This window comes from Spiroplasma poulsonii (assembly GCF_009866525.1).
Lineage (GTDB): Bacteria > Bacillota_I > Bacilli_A > Mycoplasmatales > Mycoplasmataceae > Spiroplasma > Spiroplasma poulsonii.
In genome coordinates, this window is sequence record NZ_CM020866.1 from 1,513,225 (window position 1) to 1,530,450 (window position 17,226).

The 17,226-nt window shown below is 25.3% G+C and carries 20 protein-coding genes and 1 pseudogene; 9 read left to right on the forward strand and 12 right to left on the reverse strand.

The window, feature by feature from the left end:
• Window positions 1-156 precede the first annotated feature (156 nt).
• Window positions 157-1,500 carry an Mbov_0401 family ICE element transposase-like protein gene (locus MSROBK_RS08605; RefSeq protein ID WP_084218041.1) on the forward strand — a complete coding sequence of 448 codons (1,344 nt, stop codon included), beginning with the start codon at window positions 157-159 and terminating at the stop codon, window positions 1,498-1,500.
• 169 nt (window positions 1,501-1,669) lie between these two features.
• Here the strand turns inward: MSROBK_RS08605 and MSROBK_RS08610 are convergent, their stop codons facing one another.
• From MSROBK_RS08610 to MSROBK_RS08625, 5 genes are all read right to left on the reverse strand, one after another.
• Window positions 1,670-2,263 carry a hypothetical protein gene (locus MSROBK_RS08610; protein ID WP_227991224.1) on the reverse strand — a complete coding sequence of 198 codons (594 nt, stop codon included), beginning with the start codon at window positions 2,261-2,263 and terminating at the stop codon, window positions 1,670-1,672.
• On the reverse strand, window positions 2,250-2,474 hold the full coding sequence (locus MSROBK_RS11825; protein ID WP_198049250.1) for a hypothetical protein: 225 nt from the start codon (window positions 2,472-2,474) through the stop codon (window positions 2,250-2,252). Before MSROBK_RS11825 ends, MSROBK_RS08610 begins: the two co-directional genes overlap by 14 nt.
• Before the next feature lie 115 nt (window positions 2,475-2,589).
• On the reverse strand, window positions 2,590-3,972 hold the full coding sequence (locus MSROBK_RS08615; protein WP_040094029.1) for a DEAD/DEAH box helicase: 1,383 nt from the start codon (window positions 3,970-3,972) through the stop codon (window positions 2,590-2,592).
• A gap of 76 nt (window positions 3,973-4,048) precedes the next feature.
• Window positions 4,049-4,777 carry a hypothetical protein gene (locus MSROBK_RS08620; protein ID WP_040094032.1) on the reverse strand — a complete coding sequence of 243 codons (729 nt, stop codon included), beginning with the start codon at window positions 4,775-4,777 and terminating at the stop codon, window positions 4,049-4,051.
• Between the two features lie 167 nt (window positions 4,778-4,944).
• Window positions 4,945-5,376: a hypothetical protein gene (locus tag MSROBK_RS08625; RefSeq protein ID WP_052443534.1), complete on the reverse strand. Its 432-nt coding sequence runs from the start codon at window positions 5,374-5,376 to the stop codon at window positions 4,945-4,947.
• Window positions 5,377-5,627: 251 nt separating this feature from the next.
• Between MSROBK_RS08625 and ispH the strand changes: the two genes are divergently transcribed.
• The gene (gene ispH / locus MSROBK_RS08630; protein WP_105629055.1) at window positions 5,628-6,509 is read left to right on the forward strand and encodes a 4-hydroxy-3-methylbut-2-enyl diphosphate reductase; all 882 of its coding nucleotides are present in this window, start codon (window positions 5,628-5,630) and stop codon (window positions 6,507-6,509) included.
• 1,066 nt (window positions 6,510-7,575) lie between these two features.
• On the opposite strand, the gene MSROBK_RS14110 is transcribed toward ispH, so the two are convergent.
• Complete coding sequence (locus tag MSROBK_RS14110) at window positions 7,576-7,974, reverse strand: transposase family protein (RefSeq protein ID WP_242441474.1); 399 nt, start codon at window positions 7,972-7,974, stop codon at window positions 7,576-7,578.
• A complete protein-coding gene (locus MSROBK_RS14115; RefSeq protein ID WP_416375441.1) occupies window positions 7,959-8,411 on the reverse strand; it encodes a transposase family protein in 453 nt (150 codons plus the stop codon). The genes MSROBK_RS14110 and MSROBK_RS14115 overlap by 16 nt, the downstream gene beginning before the upstream one ends.
• A 452-nt stretch (window positions 8,412-8,863) precedes the next feature.
• On the opposite strand from MSROBK_RS14115, the gene MSROBK_RS08640 reads away from it, so the two are divergent.
• Window positions 8,864-9,814 (forward strand): hypothetical protein, encoded by a 951-nt coding sequence (locus MSROBK_RS08640; RefSeq protein WP_105629007.1) that lies wholly within the window; start codon window positions 8,864-8,866, stop codon window positions 9,812-9,814.
• Here MSROBK_RS08640 and MSROBK_RS08645 read toward each other — a convergent pair.
• The 3 genes and pseudogenes from MSROBK_RS08645 to ffh all read right to left on the reverse strand — a co-directional run bounded on the left by MSROBK_RS08645 (window position 9,802) and on the right by ffh (window position 12,469).
• On the reverse strand, window positions 9,802-10,692 hold the full coding sequence (locus tag MSROBK_RS08645; protein ID WP_206780832.1) for an IS3 family transposase: 891 nt from the start codon (window positions 10,690-10,692) through the stop codon (window positions 9,802-9,804). The genes MSROBK_RS08640 and MSROBK_RS08645 overlap by 13 nt on opposite strands.
• A complete protein-coding gene (locus MSROBK_RS08650; RefSeq protein WP_040092565.1) occupies window positions 10,635-10,910 on the reverse strand; it encodes an IS3 family transposase in 276 nt (91 codons plus the stop codon). Before MSROBK_RS08650 ends, MSROBK_RS08645 begins: the two co-directional genes overlap by 58 nt.
• Before the next feature lie 201 nt (window positions 10,911-11,111).
• Window positions 11,112-12,469: pseudogene (gene ffh / locus MSROBK_RS12180) on the reverse strand (signal recognition particle protein).
• A gap of 415 nt (window positions 12,470-12,884) precedes the next feature.
• Here ffh and MSROBK_RS08660 point away from each other — a divergent pair.
• The 6 genes from MSROBK_RS08660 to MSROBK_RS08685 all read left to right on the forward strand — a co-directional run bounded on the left by MSROBK_RS08660 (window position 12,885) and on the right by MSROBK_RS08685 (window position 16,263).
• A complete protein-coding gene (locus tag MSROBK_RS08660) occupies window positions 12,885-13,124 on the forward strand; it encodes a hypothetical protein (protein ID WP_040092486.1) in 240 nt (79 codons plus the stop codon).
• A 690-nt stretch (window positions 13,125-13,814) separates the two neighbouring features.
• Window positions 13,815-14,003 carry a hypothetical protein gene (locus MSROBK_RS08665; protein ID WP_133165036.1) on the forward strand — a complete coding sequence of 63 codons (189 nt, stop codon included), beginning with the start codon at window positions 13,815-13,817 and terminating at the stop codon, window positions 14,001-14,003.
• A gap of 2 nt (window positions 14,004-14,005) precedes the next feature.
• Window positions 14,006-14,143 (forward strand): hypothetical protein, encoded by a 138-nt coding sequence (locus MSROBK_RS08670; RefSeq protein WP_157944213.1) that lies wholly within the window; start codon window positions 14,006-14,008, stop codon window positions 14,141-14,143.
• Between the two features lie 2 nt (window positions 14,144-14,145).
• Window positions 14,146-14,847, forward strand: coding sequence for a hypothetical protein (locus MSROBK_RS08675; protein ID WP_040092600.1), 702 nt, complete (start codon window positions 14,146-14,148; stop codon window positions 14,845-14,847).
• Window position 14,848: 1 nt separating this feature from the next.
• Complete coding sequence (locus MSROBK_RS08680) at window positions 14,849-15,778, forward strand: recombinase RecT (RefSeq protein WP_052443498.1); 930 nt, start codon at window positions 14,849-14,851, stop codon at window positions 15,776-15,778.
• Entirely contained in the window at window positions 15,763-16,263 is a 501-nt protein-coding gene (locus tag MSROBK_RS08685; RefSeq protein ID WP_133165035.1) for a hypothetical protein, read from the forward strand. The genes MSROBK_RS08680 and MSROBK_RS08685 overlap by 16 nt, the downstream gene beginning before the upstream one ends.
• Before the next feature lie 205 nt (window positions 16,264-16,468).
• Here the strand turns inward: MSROBK_RS08685 and MSROBK_RS08690 are convergent, their stop codons facing one another.
• Both MSROBK_RS08690 and MSROBK_RS08695 read right to left on the reverse strand, forming a co-directional pair.
• A complete protein-coding gene (locus MSROBK_RS08690) occupies window positions 16,469-16,798 on the reverse strand; it encodes a hypothetical protein (RefSeq protein WP_133165051.1) in 330 nt (109 codons plus the stop codon).
• A gap of 77 nt (window positions 16,799-16,875) precedes the next feature.
• Window positions 16,876-17,226, reverse strand: a 351-nt coding sequence (locus MSROBK_RS08695; RefSeq protein WP_159373257.1) for a hypothetical protein, incomplete at its 5' end; no start/stop codon positions are given.

The following is a 17,226-nucleotide window of genomic DNA, read 5'->3' on the forward strand; positions in this document are numbered from 1 at the left end:
AAATAAAAAAAAGTAAATTACTTTACTTTTTTCAGTTAAATTAATTTGCTAATAATTAACACTTAAATTATAACATAATAAATAAAAAATAATATCTTTTTTTGCATTTTTATTATTTTTGTGTTAATGTGTAGAACTAAGGAAAGAGGGTAAAAAATGATGAATGTTGATAACAATTTTTTTAATAATTTTATTAATTTATTATATATACATAGTATTGAAATTATTCAACAAAGTTCAGAAGATTATGATGAATGAATTTTTAAAAATTACAAAATTGATAAAACTTTAAAAGAATTTAAAGATTATAAAGTAAAAGATAAAATTGAAAGAACATTAGTAATTTTAAATGGAAAAATAACTTTTAAAAGAAGAAGATATTATAAAATTAATCCAGAAACAGGTAAAGAAGAATATATTTTTCCTTTGGATAAACTTTTAGGAATTGAAAAATGACAAAGAATAGATAATTCTGTTAAAGAAAAAATATTATCATTTATTACTGAGAACAAAAGATATAAAGATATTTTAGATACTATGGAGCATGTAAAAATTAGTTTAATGACAGTATCTAATATTATGAAAAATGCAAAAACTGACGAAGAATATTACTTTAATAAAAGTAATAAAAAAATAGATATTCCACACACTTTATATATTCAAATGGATGGTACTTATTTGAAAATGTTAGATTCAACAAAGCAAGGAAGAAAAAAGATAAAAAAACATACGATAGCATGTACTGTACATACTGGGTATGATGAAGAAAAATATACTGTAAAAAGACCTGTAATCGCAAATAAATTAGGTGTTTTTGAAATGGATAATATTCCAGATTATCTTAAAAAAGAAGCAAATTTAAAACCAGTTCTTATAAAATTATTTACTTTAATTGAAACTCATTTCAAATTGACACCTAATATTGAAATTATGATTTTAGGTGATGGTGCATTATGGATTAAAAATACTAAAAATTTTATGCGTCAATATTTTCCTAAAAATAAAATTCACTATACAATAGATAAATTTCATCTTACAAGTAGATTTAAAAAACTATATCCATATCAAAGTAAAAACAAAGAAAATAGAGAAATATATCATAAAGCAGTTGATAATTTTTATAATGGTAAATATGAGGGATTATTACAGTGTTTAGAAGATAGTAAATCTTTTATAAGCGATGCTAAATTAATTTTTTTGAATAAAACTATTAGATTAATTAAAAATAATAAAGAAGGAATTGAAAACCAAACACTATGGAATAATATTGGTTGTGATATTGAAGGTGATATTTCTCATTATTGAAAAGGCACTATAATTAAAAAAGCTATTTATAGTGAAAAAACTATTAGAAATAAATTAAATGCTAGTATGATGGGATTAAAAAATAAAATTAATTTATTTAATACTAATGAACAATTGTTAGAAGAAAATAAATTTAATTATTCAGTTAATAATTTTGTAAATAATAATTTACAAAAAAACTTATATTTTTATTAGTTTTATCTAAGAAATTAAATAACTTTAATAAAAATGTATTTTTTTGTGGAAAAATTTAAAAAAATAGAAAAATATATTGACAATAAAATTAAAAGTAATACAATCTAAATAAGTAAGTGGTATATTATTCCACAATTTCTAAGATATTAATTTAAGACCCCAAAATAATTTATACGACCATATTATGATATGTTTTAATAAGTTCAGAATTATTAAACTTGACGGGACTTTTTGCTAAGTCCGTTGTTTGCATTAAATATGCTGAAGACTTATCAGAAAATTTTGTTGAATTATAAATGAAGGGAATCATCGCCCCAATTACAGTTAAAAAACCAACTGTAAATAAGATTCCAATAACTCCTTTTGAATTTAATCCTAATGAGATTAAAATTCCAATTGTTGTCAAAAATAATTGTAAAATAAAACTTGTTAAAATCATAAAATTAATTTTACTTAAAATTACTTTTCCTAGTGCCGCTCCTTTTGGACCCATTACTAATGAAATTAAAGGTGGTACTAATAAAATTATTACTGAATATACTAAACACAAAAATTGTAGTGCTAATCATTTTTCAATAATCATTCTTGTTCGTAAAATTGGAATTGATGAAAAAATTAATAATGTTCCATCATCAATTTCATCACGCACCAATTGTACAGCTTTAAATCCAATAAACATTGATGTTAAACCAAAATACAACATATATCAAATTCATGAATAAATACTAAATACTGATTTTGCTGTCTCACTATATTTCACCACTAGGATTATCCATCATTGTTGTCGACATTGAAATAGTAATAATTAATCCTACAACAAATGCCAACACAAACATAACATATGTTGATGGTGATTTTAACATTTTAATTAAAGTATAACGAAACATTTTTATTGAAAAAAATGAACTAATTTTTTTATTTAGATCTGTTTTTTTCTTAATGCTTGTTGTTTTTGTTGCCTCATTATGAGTCATATTTTTCCTCCTATTTGTTTTTATAAATAATTTCTAATTTTAGAAATTATAGAATAATTATAATAAAAAAAGGTTTTTGTTTCTTTTTTATATTAAATTTTTCAATCTTGCTTTGTTATTCTTTATCAAATAATTTCATTCCCCGTTCTTTTGCTTTTTCTTTTTTAATTTTTTTAATTGATGCTTTTATATGATCACGACGAATTTGTTTTTTTAACGCAGCAATCTCTTCTTTTCGTTTCTTTTTATAACCAGGTTTAACCTTTTTATTATTCTCTTTTGTTTTATAACGATGAATAATTTTGTTAATTTCATTATTGACTTGTTCTGAATTTTGTTTTTTTGGTTTACTAATTGCTAAATCAACATCGACTAATTCGTTCTGCTGATTTCATTTTTGATACTTGAAAGTAATTCCCTTTGCAATTAGTTGTTGAACTAGCGTTAAATTTTTTGTATCATACAAAGTATAACTATAACCAGTATAATTCGCCCGTCCGGTTCGACCACTACGATGAATATAATATTCGAGGTCAGTTGGTAAGTCGATTGAAATAACATGGCTTACGCCAACAAAATCAATTCCACGCGCAGCAATATCACTTGCAATAATATATTTATATTCTAAATTCCGAATTCGTTTTACAATTTGAGTTCGCAAACGTGGTTCTAACCCAGCATGCAATTGAGTTACCGAATAATTATGTTCTAATAATAAATCATAATATTTATTAATTTCTTCTTTTTTATTAACAAAAATTAAACATAAATAGGGATCAAACGTATTCAAAAGTTTTAATAAAACAGTGCTTCGTTCTTGGTGCTTCGTTGGAATTAAAATATGCGTAATATTTTGGTTTGTTGTTTGATTTGCATTTAAATCTAAGTAATGCGGATTATTTAAATATTTAATTAAAAATGGTTTTAGTTCTTCTGGAATTGTTGCTGAAAAAACAGAAACTTGAACATTAGAATTAACCTTGCTTAACAAATAATCAACATTTTCAATAAAACCTAAATTAAAAATCATATCACATTCATCAACAATAAATGTTGTTAACTTTCCTAATTTTAAACTTTGCTGATCAAACAAATCCTTTAACCGTGTTGGTGTCACAACCATAATGTGTGGTTGACTTCGCGTTAACTGTTCTACTTGGCGGTTAATATCTTCTCCACCAACAAAACAATTAACTTGTAATGCTGGTTGAAACGTTTTAAAAAAACGAATGTTATCATAAATTTGTTTTGCTAACTCCCGCGTTGGTGTCACAATGATTGCTTGAATGCTTGGTTGGTCATAATTTAAATTATTTAAAATTGGTAAACAAAAAGCAAAAGTTTTACCCGTCCCCGTATGGGCTTTACAAATAACATTTTGATGTTTTAATAACAATGGAATAACTTTTTCTTGGACCATTGTTGGTTCTGTAAAATTTAATTGTTCTAACCCTAAATTTAAAAAGCGTTTTAAACCTAGTTTATTAAAATTACTCATTGTCAGCACCCTCTTAATATCAAAATTATAACATAAATAAAAAATGAAATTATTGCTAATTTCATTATTTAATCTGCTATTTTCCAACAGCAATATTTAATTTTTTGGCTGGAGGTTTTTTATTATATTTGGTTTTAAAAAGTTCTTTTTCTTTATTAAAAGCAGCTTGCGCTTGATCTAATGAATTAGTTCAATATTCTTTTGTTTTCGCTAACGTGGTTGCTTGTTCTTTTCCTTTTTTAACAGCTTTCCCCATTTTTGTTAATGCTTTTTTAGCATGAGTTTTTGTTTTTTTAAGATTTTTTCGAACATCTAAATATTCAAGTGAATAAGGGCGAGTCATTGCTTTAGTCATTTTTGCAGTTACATAAAAACCAACAAGACTTAAAACTGGAATGGCAACTAATAAGACAACAACAATACTTCCCGTTACTGTTGCAAAATTTGTTTCAATTTCAAGTTCATAATCTGCTGGTCACTGAATAATACCATTTACAACACTTCCTGGTTGTTTTAATCATTCCATTAAGTCTATCGCTTGACCATTAACAGTAACATAATTAGAATACCCTCAAGTAAAAGTCCCACTTGATGCTAATCGCATTACTTCCCCAAGACCTAATTCAGTAATTAATTGATAACCATTCCCATCAAATGATTTAATATCATTAATATTAATAGGTAGTTCTTTCCCTTCTCAATAATAACCATTATAATGAACAGCTAAAAAAGCTAATGCTAGAACTAAAATAAGTAAAACAATAGTTCAAATTAAAGCAATACTTCATTTTGCAAATGTTTTCATAATTCAACCTCTTTCCCCTTATTTAAGTTTATTATAGTCCTAATTATCTAAAATTCTTAATTTTATTTTTCTATTTTTTAATAAAACAGTAAAAATATTAATAAAAACTTTAAATAAAACAATAACTAGTAAAACTAGTTATTGTTCCTATCTCTCTTTATTTTCTCTTATTTTTTTAATGCCATTTTTCCCCCTGTTGTTTTTTTTGCACTTGTTTTTTTAGCACCCTTGCTTTTTGCTGCTGCTTTTTTTGCGGGATTCCCATTTCCAATTGCTTCTAATTTTTCATTTGCCACTTTATGATTTTTTGCTTCAATCGCTTTTCGCTGTGCTGTTGATTTTCCTAATCTCTCTGCAATTAATCTTTCTGCAGTAATTGCGGTTGTAATTGCCGAACCATCTTTGGCACGATAATCTGCAGCAGTTTTAGTATAAACATCTCCAACTGAACGATAGATTGATCTTTTCATCGCTGGAGTTGAATCTACTACTGCTTGTTCTTTAATAAATATTCATTTTTCTTCCACACCATTTTTTAATACAAGCTTTTTAGGCGTTGATGCCTTGCTAGTAGTTTTCACAGTTTTTGAAGTTGTCATACTCAATCTCCTTTCATATAATGCTTTTAGCGCTATATATTTAATTAAATTATTTTTATCCTAAAGTATTACTATTTTAAGATAAATGTAATATTTTAAGGAAAATCATACTCTTTACCTTAAAATAGACTATATAATTATATCAAATTTAAGTTAATTAATAAATACCTTTAACAGATTATTTTAAAATGATGAGACTAACATTTTTTAGTTGTGTTATCATATAAATAGATAAAATGGATGGTGAAAAAATGAAAGTTGTCAAAGTAACACCACGCGGATACTGCCTTGGTGTTGTTAAATCAATTAAATGAGCAAAAGAAGCGGCAGTAAAGTATGCCGGACGGGAAATTTATATGTTAGGTTACTTAGTCCATAACCGCCATATTATTGAAGAAATTGTTAACTTAGGTGTCATCCCCGTTAATGACTTTAAACTCAACCGCTTAGAATTAATTAAAACACTACCAGATAATGCTGTTGTCATTTTAAGTGCTCATGGCAGTGATGATCGAATTAAAGATATTGCGGCAGTGAAAAACATTACGCTTGTTGATACCGAATGTGAATGAGTGACAGTAACGAAAGATTTAATTAAAGAATATTTACAAAAAGACGATTATCAAATTATCTTTATCGGAAAACACTTTCATCCAGAAACAAATGCAATGTTAGCAATTAGTCCCACCATTAAACTTGTCACAACCGAAGAAGAAGTTGATGCAATTCTGCTTGACCTTGATCCAAATAAAAAAATCTTAATTACTAACCAAACCACCTTATCAAAAATTGATATTGAAGCAATTGTTGAAAAAATTAAAAGGTTAGTTCCGAATGAAATTACTTTTAAAAATGATTTATGTAACGCGACATTGGAGCGCCAAAATGCAGTTTTAAGTTTAGATCCAACCAATATTGATCTTTTATTAGTGGTTGGTGATGAACGCAGTAGTAACACTTTAAAATTAGTTGAAATGGGAGAACAAATTGGCATTAAATCATATCGTATTAATGATAAAAATGATATTAACCGTGATTGATTAACAAACAAAAGCGCTGTTGCTGTTACTGCTGGTGCTTCAACACCAAGTATTATTCAATTAGAAGTAATTCGTTTTTTAGAAAACATCTAAAAAATAAAGCGAATTTCGCTTTATTTTTATTATCTTAAAATTATATATTAAATTTCTCAAACTGAAGTTCAAAATTTCATGAAGTTCAACCAGTATAAAAATTGCATTATTTGTTACAAAATGAAAATCAAAATTTCAAATCCAATATCGCCCTAAAGTAAAACGAGTTTTAGCAGCATTCAATTCTAAATTATGATTTTGACTTAAATCTCCTAAAGAAAAAATATTCAAACCTGGTAAATCCTTTGCTTCATCCGATGCTTTAAAATCATTAGATAAAATGTGTAAAATCTTTATATAATCATACTGTGATAAAGCTAAAATTTTAGCAAACGTTGTATCGTTAAGATGAAGCACCGCTGAATTTTTATTTGATTCAATTTGAAAATATTTAAAAAAAACAGCTATTAAATTTCCAAATTGGGTTAATTTATTTGTTAAACCTTCCTCTGTAATTTCAACTTGGACTTTTAACGGATGGTCACCACTAATAATAGCGCCTGATAATGGTAAACCAGCAACAATTATTTTTCCTAAATCAATATTAAAAGTTGCTAAGTTTAAATTATTATGACCAGTATTAAAAACATTAACAAATGAACGATAAAATTGAACAAAATGTTCTGGGGTAATTTGCTCTGGTTGATAACCTTCACCAGTTCAATTATACGTCGCTGTATCTGCTCTGACAACAGCTTCGCCATTTGTTTTATCATTAATTGCACTAGTTAATAAAGTTAATAATGGAATTGCTGAATTATATTTAATATTATCAACAAAATCTTTTAAAGTCGCATCATCTGTCAGAACTTTTTTTAATTTTGTAAAAATAATATTATCTAAGTCCGTAAAATTAGTTGTATAATTAACATTAAAATCATCATAAATTGATTTAAAATCATTAGACTTCTTGCATTACTTGTTAAAAAATTGCAAATATTTGTAAAAAAGATACTAATAGAAAAATATAATTTTAATTAATTATGTTTTTTATTTAAAAATTTAATATTTTTCCACAACGAAAAATTAATTTATTATTTAAATTATTTAATTTTAAATAAATATTTTATGTTAAATATAATAATTGTAAATTATAAATTGAGGCAATTAAATTAAATCTTAAACCAAATCTTTTTCTTCGATTACGATATTTTTCTGTAATAATTTTAAATTTTTTAAGAATAGCAAAAATATTTTCAATAATAATTCTCATTTTTGAAACTAGTCTATTATATTGCTTTTGTTCTTTGTTTAAAGGGTTTTTCTTTGTTTTCTTTGTAGGTATTAGAACATTATTGTGATTTTTTTGTATTCCTTGATAACCACTATCAACTATTAATTTGGTATTTTTTAAAATTGGGATTTTTGATTCTTTAAATAAAGCATAATCATGTTTTTTTCCGAGCGAAAAACTTGTTGCAATAATTTTTTTGGTTTCTTGTTCGATAATTACTTGTGTTTTGATCGTGTGTTTTTTCTTTTTACCAGAATAAGATTGTTTTTGTCTTTTTTTGGGCGTTGGATTGGAGTTTGGGTAGCATCAATAATAATAGTTTTATCATTAAAATAATCATTTATTAGTGCTTTTTTACCAGCAAGTTGTTGAAAATCAGAGTTTTTAATTAAAATATCTTCAATTCACTTAATATTACGATAACAATTAGCCTCACTAATATCAAAACTTTTACCAAGATGAAAATAAGTCTGATATTCTCGTCAATATAATAAAGTCATCAATAATCTATTTTCTAATGATAATTTATTAGTTTTACCACCTTTTTTAAATTTTTCTATTTCAGCAACTTTTAAAATATCTAACATTTTATTAAAAGTGGATTTTTTTATTCCTGTTAATCTTAACCATTCTCTATCATTAAGAGTATTAAATTTATTATTGTTCATATTTTTATGTCCTCATAAATTATATTTTATAATAATATTTTTAATAAAAAAGGGTATCGCAAGAAGTCTAATGAAAGAATTAAATTAAGGTATTTTATTAATTTAAAAAATGGTATTTTAAATCAAAATAAAGAGTGAAATATTGGCGTATCTGCTGAAAGCGATGTTTCAAGAGTTGTAAAATCTTGTTTAGGATATGGGAATAAAACATTTTCGTTTTCAACATTTAAAAAAATTTTAGATTTAAAAATTATGAAATTTAATTTTAGTTAATTTAAAATAATATAATCTTAGTTTTTAAAATATTTTTTAGTGTGTAAAAATATGAAATTATTATTTGTATTTTTATTTTTTTTGTGTTATTATTTTTTTATAAAAGAAAAAAGTTTCTTGTTTTTAAATAAATTAAATAATAACCGTTTATTTGCAACACTCCCTCATTATATGATAAAATGATATGAGATTTTACAAAAGATTCTAAACCATTAGATGATATTTTCAAAACTACTGTTAAAACTTATATTACAAGTCAAAAGAAATTTCAAGATATTAATATTACTTACAATGATACTGCGTTAATTGAAAAAGAACAAAATGGAGTATTAACATTAGAAAATAAAGGTTATGATGGTTTAACAGAAAGAACAAAACCAGTTAATGTCTTATTACAAAAATGAATTGGGGATAAAATGAATAATGGTGTTGGTTGAGATGACATTGACAGCGTCCAACCTAATGATTTTGTTGATTTTTACAAAAAAAATGTTGGTCCCATTTTTAATGTTGATGAGACTCTTGGTCTAAATCTAGGGGCATTTAAAATTAGTCTAAATTATTTTAACATCTATGGATTAAGATTATCTGGTAATATCACAAATAAAGATAACGAAGATGCCACAATTACTGTGAATTTATCACAAGGAGCAATTAATAAAAAATTAGCAAGTTGAGGAAAAATTATTATTCAATTTATTAAATATGCCCGCGGTGGTACTTTTTCTGGGAAAATAGTTGAATTAAGAGTTCCTAATAAAATATTTAAAAAAGTATTAGAACAAAACCGCAAAGATGGTCTTAAAAGTGTTATTGCTTTCTTAGTAAAGGATTTTAAAGTTTCTGAAGAAGCCAATGATTTGGAAGACCTTGATTTATTTAACATTAAATTACATTCAGCATTAGGGAACCCTAAAGGAGAACAAAATTGAAATAATGATCTAACTTGGACTGCTGAAGTTTGGACAAAATGAGCAGTGATGTTTACGTTTGGCGAAAGTTTTGATAATGGTTTATACTATTCATTTGCATCAAAACAAGTTGTTGGCGATTATAGAAATGATGTTGATCTCTATATATCACCAAGATGGAATGGCAAGGGTTTTTTGGACAAATTTTATGTAGAGTAAAGATTTTTATATTCAATTGGTGTTAAATAATTTAATTTGCTGTGAATTCGTACATTATTGTATCAATTAACATAGTCAAATAATTCTAATTTAAATTGTTCAATATTTTTAAATTTTCTGTTTTTAATTAATTCTGTTTTTAAAATTTTATAGGTTGATTCAGAAACAGCATTATCATAAGGACAGCCTGGTTTACTATAAGATTTTGCAACATTGTTTTTAGCTAAAAGATTGTAAATGATATTGTTATTAAATTCGCTTCCTTGATCAGTATGAAATATTTTAATATTATCTAAAGAAAAACTAAGCTTTTTAAAAGTATTTTCAACTAATTTGGCATCTTTATGAGAACTAACATCATAACCAATAACTTCACGATTAAATAAATCAATTAGAAAGCACACATAATATCATTTGCTATTGATAGCAACTTGTGTTAAATCACTGACAACAACTTCATGTAGTTTATAATTATTAAATTCTTGATTTAACAAATTATGATATTTGTATATAGCGTTTTTGTTACTTTGATGTTTATATTTAAGTTTTGTATAATTGGAAATTAAGTTATATCTTTGCATTATTTTACTAATTTTTATTCGTGATAATAAAATATTTTGTTGTGCTAACATAACTTTAATTTTTCTTGTGCCATAATTTTTACGACTTTTTAAGAAAATACTGATAACAGCATTATCAATAGTATGGTTTGATTTAGGATTATTTGATTTCAATTGATAATAAAACGTTGATCTAGGAACTTTTAGTGTTTTGCATAAATTAGTAATTGCATATTTTTCTTTGTTGTTTTTAATAATTACTATTTTTTGCCTATTATCAGTGTGGCTTGCTTTAAAATATCATTTTCCATTCGTAATTGTTTAATTTCTTTTCTTAGATGAATTAGTTCATTTTCTTCTGGGCTTCGATTATCTTTTGCTTTAAATGAACCAGAATTATTGAATTCATAAATTCATTTTCAAACTGTTGATTTACCGACCTGATAGTCACTGGACAATTGTTTTGCTGTTTTACCTGTTTTATAAAGACTAACAATTTGTTGTTTAAATTCATCGGTATAATGATTCTTTGCCATAATTACACCTCCATTTATTAATTTAATTATAATCCTTACTCCACATTATTGTTGTCCAATTTATCTTAACCCATCCAAGAAATTAAAAAACAAAATAAAAACTAAATAATGAAAAAAAGTTTAAGAACAATTAAAGATTGTAACTTAAACTTTTTTTCATTTGGGTTCCAATTTTTTATAATAAATCTTTGAAATATTATTTTAATTAAAGCCCATTCCACTTAAACCACCCATACCAGGAATGTTTGGCATACGACCAGATTTAATTTGACGGGCAATTTCATCTACTTGTTTTTTTGTTTTTTCAAATTGATTAATTAACTCATTATATTCTTTTTCTGTTCGTCCTGAACCTTTTAAAATACGGTTTTTTCGTGATAAGTGTTTCAACAACCGTGGTTCACGACGTTCTTTAACTGTCATTGAAGATAACAAGACTTCTGTTGCTTTTAATTTACGTTCTGCATCAGCAATTTTTTCATCACTCATTTTTGGCATCTCGGGTAGTAATTTCATAATTCCCCCCATTTTCCCCATTTTTGAGATTTGTCGCATTTGATTTAGCAAGTCTTGTAAATCAAACTGTCCCATCATCATTCGATTCATTGTTTTTTTAATATCACGTTCATCTAAAACATCTTTTGCTTTTTCAACTAAGGTTTGAACATCTCCCATCCCCAAAATTCGATCTGCCATTCGGTCAGGATAGAAAATTTGTAAATTACTCATTCCTTCTCCAGTTCCGATAAAGGTAATTGGTAATTTGGTTAGGTGCGTAATTGATAATGCCGCTCCCCCACGAGCATCACCATCTAACTTAGTAACAACAACGCCAGTTAATTTTAACAACTGATTAAATTCTGTTGTAACATTAATAATATCTTGTCCCGTCATCCCATCAACGACAAGTAAGATTTCATCAGGGGTAATATTATTTTTAATTTCTTTTAATTCTTGCATTAATTCTGCATCAATATGTAAACGTCCCGCCGTATCAATTAAAATAACATCATTTTTATTTTCTTTCGCATATTTAATTGCTTCTTGGGCTGTTTTAACAGGGTTTTGTGTTCCCCGTTCAAATACTTCAATATTTAAATTTTTTCCAATTGTTTTTAACTGATCAATTGCAGCGGGACGATAAATATCACAAGCCACCAACAATGGTTTTTTTGATATTTCTTTTCCACAAACTTAGCAATTTTACCAGTTGTTGTTGTCTTCCCACTCCCTTGTAATCCGACCATCATCACAATTGTTGGTTTTGAAGCAAAAGATAATTCCTTTGCTGTTTTCCCAAAAATATTAACTAATTCTTCATGAACGATTTTAACCATCATTTGTGATGAATTCAAACCATCTAAAATGTATTCGCCACGGGCTTTTGCTTCTACTGATTTAATAAAATCTTTTACCACTTCATTATTAACATCCGCTTCTAATAATGCTAACCTAATTTCACGCATTGTTTCACTAATAGCATCACTAGTTAGGGTTGATTTTTTCATATTTTTTTCAATTGATTTTTTTAATCGGTTTGCTAAAAAATCTCCAATCATTACTAATTCTCCTTTATTTTTTATAACAAAATCTTTCCTCTTAATTATAATACGAAAACTTCCATAAAAAAAGAATAAAAAATTGGTCGTATAAAAAATATTGGGGTTTTGGAAAAAAACTCGGAAATTGAATAAGAATAATAAATTAAACCATTTACTAAAATGGTTTTTTTATTTGTAAAACCAAAATTATTAATTGATTCAGAGAAAGGACAGCATCTTAAATTCTTAAAATAGAAACTTTTTACACAACTTTCTGATACCCTCTTTAAGTTGTTTACACATTTATAAATATCTTAGAAATTTTTACAAAGTGTACCTGTTTTTTCTCCTAATTTAAGGTGTTGTCTTTTCTTTGTTTCAGTTAATTAGTTTGTTAATAAATAAAAAAACTTAATAAAAGAAGGAGTAAGTAATGGAAATTAATAAACAACAAAAAATATGTGATGTTATTGATTGCTATAAATCAATATCATTCATTACCAAAGAATTTTTATCAAATAAAGTTTTATGAACTTGTGAAAAACATAAAAATTTATTAAATCATACAAAAGATAAAAACCAAGAGTGGTTTTATAAACGTTTAGAAAATTCAAAAATTATCTTTGATTATAAAACTGGTTTTTTAAAACTTTGATTTTATAAAACAACTTAATGCAGAGTGGAACGGTTATTTTAAATAACTAAGTGTTTTTATTCCACAGGAGGCGGTCTAGCACAGCGGTAATCAGTCCGGAAATAATAGACGCTTTAACAAGCGATAGTGGTGATAAGTGCGCGGTCAACATCGAACCACAATAAACAAAAGAGATGGTCACTTTATAAATAAATTTGCGATAGATATTACTTCTTAGAAGTGACAGCGGTTTAAAAACCACAAAGTCAGCATTAGGCTCTTCAAGGTGCAAGTAGATTTATTTTAAAAACTGAACGCTTTGACCTGAAATGGTGCGGGTGAAGAGAGAGAAAACTCTCTGGCTACAAAAACAAAAAACAACTGTCGATTATTTAACTAACAACATACCGCCACCGCTCACCCACAGCGAAGCGGATGGCGTAGTAAATAAAATAGATAAATACAATACTTATATAACTAATTCTCGCTTTGGCACTTTCACTTGGTAGTGAGTGCCAGCGAGTTAAAAAATAGGAAAAATAATTTAGGAGGTAAATATGAAAAATTTAAATAAAATTTGTCTTAAACAAAAATATTGAGGATATTGCTCAAAATGCAATCAAGAAAACAAATTACAAGAATTAATGTTTAAAAGTTATTCAGTATCATTTTAAGATATGACTGATGAACATTGAGCATTGGGGAAACAAAATTAGGAGGAATTAAATTATGAATAAAAGATACGTATTAATAATGAAATATAATAATTTGTTTGATAAAACAACTATTTTTAAAACAGATTTTTTTTATACATTAGAAGAAGCGAGGATTACTGCTAATGTTGAAAATGAAAATCATTGATTAACAACTATTATTGATTTAGAAGATAGCAATATTAAATGACAAGGAGATAAATAATTATGTGAAAAGATGAAAATGGTTATGTTTATACAGAAGAAGATTTATTTAATTTAGCATTAGATGAATGTTATTCAGAAGAAAGTGCTTATGAATATATTGATAATTTAATTAATGAAATGGAATTAGAGGAAATTTAATTATGGAAGATTTAAAATTAAATAATGAAGTTAAAAATATTACTTATCCGTTTTATTTAAAAGGAAATAATTTTAAAGAATTAAGCTTAAAAGCATTAACAATTAAAAAGTGAATTGATGAAAATGGACAAGAATTAGCAGAATTTATATATCGACAACAAGCTTGATTAATAAATGGAGAATATAAATCACAATCACTAAAAGATTTAAAATTAGTAGTTTCAAAAATTGATTATATTTTTAGAGAACCATTAGAAATAATAAAATCTTTTAAAGATGAATTAAATTTTATTAGAAAAGATATTTTAAATTTAGAAAATAATATTAAGAATAATCATGATTCTTTAAAAAATAGTGTCATTAATATTCAATTTCAAAAACAAAATAAAATTATTGAAACTCATAAAAAAGAGCAATTTTTAGAAATTAAAAGTATAGCAAAACAAGAACAAGAATTAAAAATTATTACTAGTAATTTTCGGAAAGAAAAATTATTAATTAAAGATATTGAGGTTATTGGTATTAATGATGATTTTTTACAAAATGCTGATAAATTAGAACTTATTAATCTTATTAAAAATTATTTAACTGTTGATGAACAAATTGTTAAAAATGAAATTAAAGATCAATGAGATAGTAATAAAGATATTAATTTAATTGGGGTTAAAGGTATTAATTTTAAAATAAATAAAGGAGAAAAATAACATGACAAATATTGTAGAATTTTTAAGAACAGATAAGGTAACTGATTGAATAAAAAGTAAATTTTCTAATGAAAATGAAATTGCAAGATTTAAAAGTAATATAATTGCAATATCAAATAGTAATGAATTATTACAAAAAGCAGATCCAAAAACAATTATGACTGCTTGTTATCAAGGTGTTTTATTAAATTTACCAATGGAAAAACAATTCGGTTATGCTTATGTAGTACCATATAATACAAAAATAACAAGAATTATTAATGGTCGTGAAATCCAAGAATGAATTAATCAAGCCCAATTTCAAATGGGTTATAAAGGTTATATTCAATTAGCCCAAAGAAGTGGCCAATATTTAGATATGTCAGTATCAGATGTTAGAGCAAATGAATTAATAAATTATGATCGTTTAAAAGGTACTGCTTTTAATTGAAATCAAAATGAAGATGAACGAGAAAAATTATCAATTATAGGTTATGTAGCATATTTTAAAATGGTTAATGGTTTTGAAAAAACTTTATATATGACAAAAGAGCAAATGGAAAATCATTTTATGAAATATTCTAAAACTTATGCTAAAAATAAATCATTTTATATTGCTAGTTTTGATGAAATGGCCCTTAAAACAGTATTAACATCATTATTAAGAAAATGAGGTATTATGTCAGTTGAATTACAACAAGCATATAAATCAGATCAAGCAGTTATTACAACTAATGATGAAAAGATTTATATTGATAATGATGCTACTTTCATCCAAAATAATGGGCATATTAACGATGAAACTTTATCAAATAATATAAATTTAAATTATAATACCCCACCTAATGATGAAATAGTGTACATAAACGATAATGTAGTTAAAGAAGAAGATATATCAAATGTAGTACCAGTAGTTAATAATAACAATGATGAAGAATGAGCCAATTGATAAAAATAGGTATTGACCCATCAGGAACTGGTACTACGGCTATTGTTGTTTATAAAAATAATAAATTAATAGATAAACAAGAATTTACAAATAAAGGCTGAAAAGAACATTATGAATTTATTATAAATTATTTGAAAAATGAAAAACTATTTGGGAAAATATTATCAAATAATCATAAACTAGAATATTTAATTTTTATAGAAAATTGTTTATATACAAATGCCAATGGCTCAAAAGATAGAGATGATTTATTGAAATTATTAGGTTCATTAGAAACGCAAGGATATATTGCTACTATTTCACCAAAACATACAAAATCAGTTGTTAAAAATATGGAAAATTTAAGTAAATATAATGATGGTTATATATGAAAATATGAAAAAGATGTTAATTTAACTTATCAATATGGTAAAAGTTGAAAATATAATAATGAAAAAATAAGTAATCATTTACGAGATGCAATTATTATTGCTAATTATGAAAGTTAATTTATGAAACATTCATATAATCAAAAAACAGGAAAATATTATTCTTGTAAAATTCGGAATATAAATGTTTACTTAAATGAAAATGAAGAACAAGTTTGAAATGAATTAAATTTTAATACTTATTCGCAACGAATTGAATATCTTATAAACTTTTATATAACACACAATAAAGAAAAATAAAAAATAACCAATTAAGGTTATTTTTTTAAATATTATTTGTTAATTGTCTAATGGCATCTTTTTGTGCTTGTTTTTTATCATTAACTTTAACTTGTTTTTTAACATTTTTAATTTGACCTGTTTTTAATGCTAATTCTGTTGCATAATCAGGTCCTCGTAAATGTTTTTCGTGGGCAATAACAGCAGTTCTTAATTCTCTGATTTCTGCTTTATATTTTTTAATTTTTTTAGCAGATAATCCTAGAATACCAAGACTACCCATTCCACCCGCACCCGCTAACACAAGTAAAGCAATCATTAATGTTTCATTCATTTTATTTAATTCCTTTCTTATTCTTACTCAAACAGTGGCCATCTATCCTTTCAGAACAAAATAATTTATAAATTAAACTATATAACCACCCAAAAATATCAACCGCCCCTATATATAGTCTATTTTAAATTTAATTCTTTGTTATTTTCTTCTTGTTTTTGTTTTTTAATATTTTCATTTTGTATATTTTTAAATATTTCTTCTGTTATGCCATCTAAATTATTTCATTGTTTTGCTAATCTTGGTTGAATAACACGCGGATTAATCCGACAATCTAAACAATGTCTTAAATGGTCTTTTTTTCATTTTGATTTATCAATTCAAATGATAATTAAAGAAATTATTAAAGTAATTAAAGGTAATATTGTAAATACTAATCCCATTTTAGATATTTTTAATCTTGGTATATCAATTTTCATATCTACTTTTGGTTTACTACTAGCAACAAATATGCCCTGAATTCCATACGT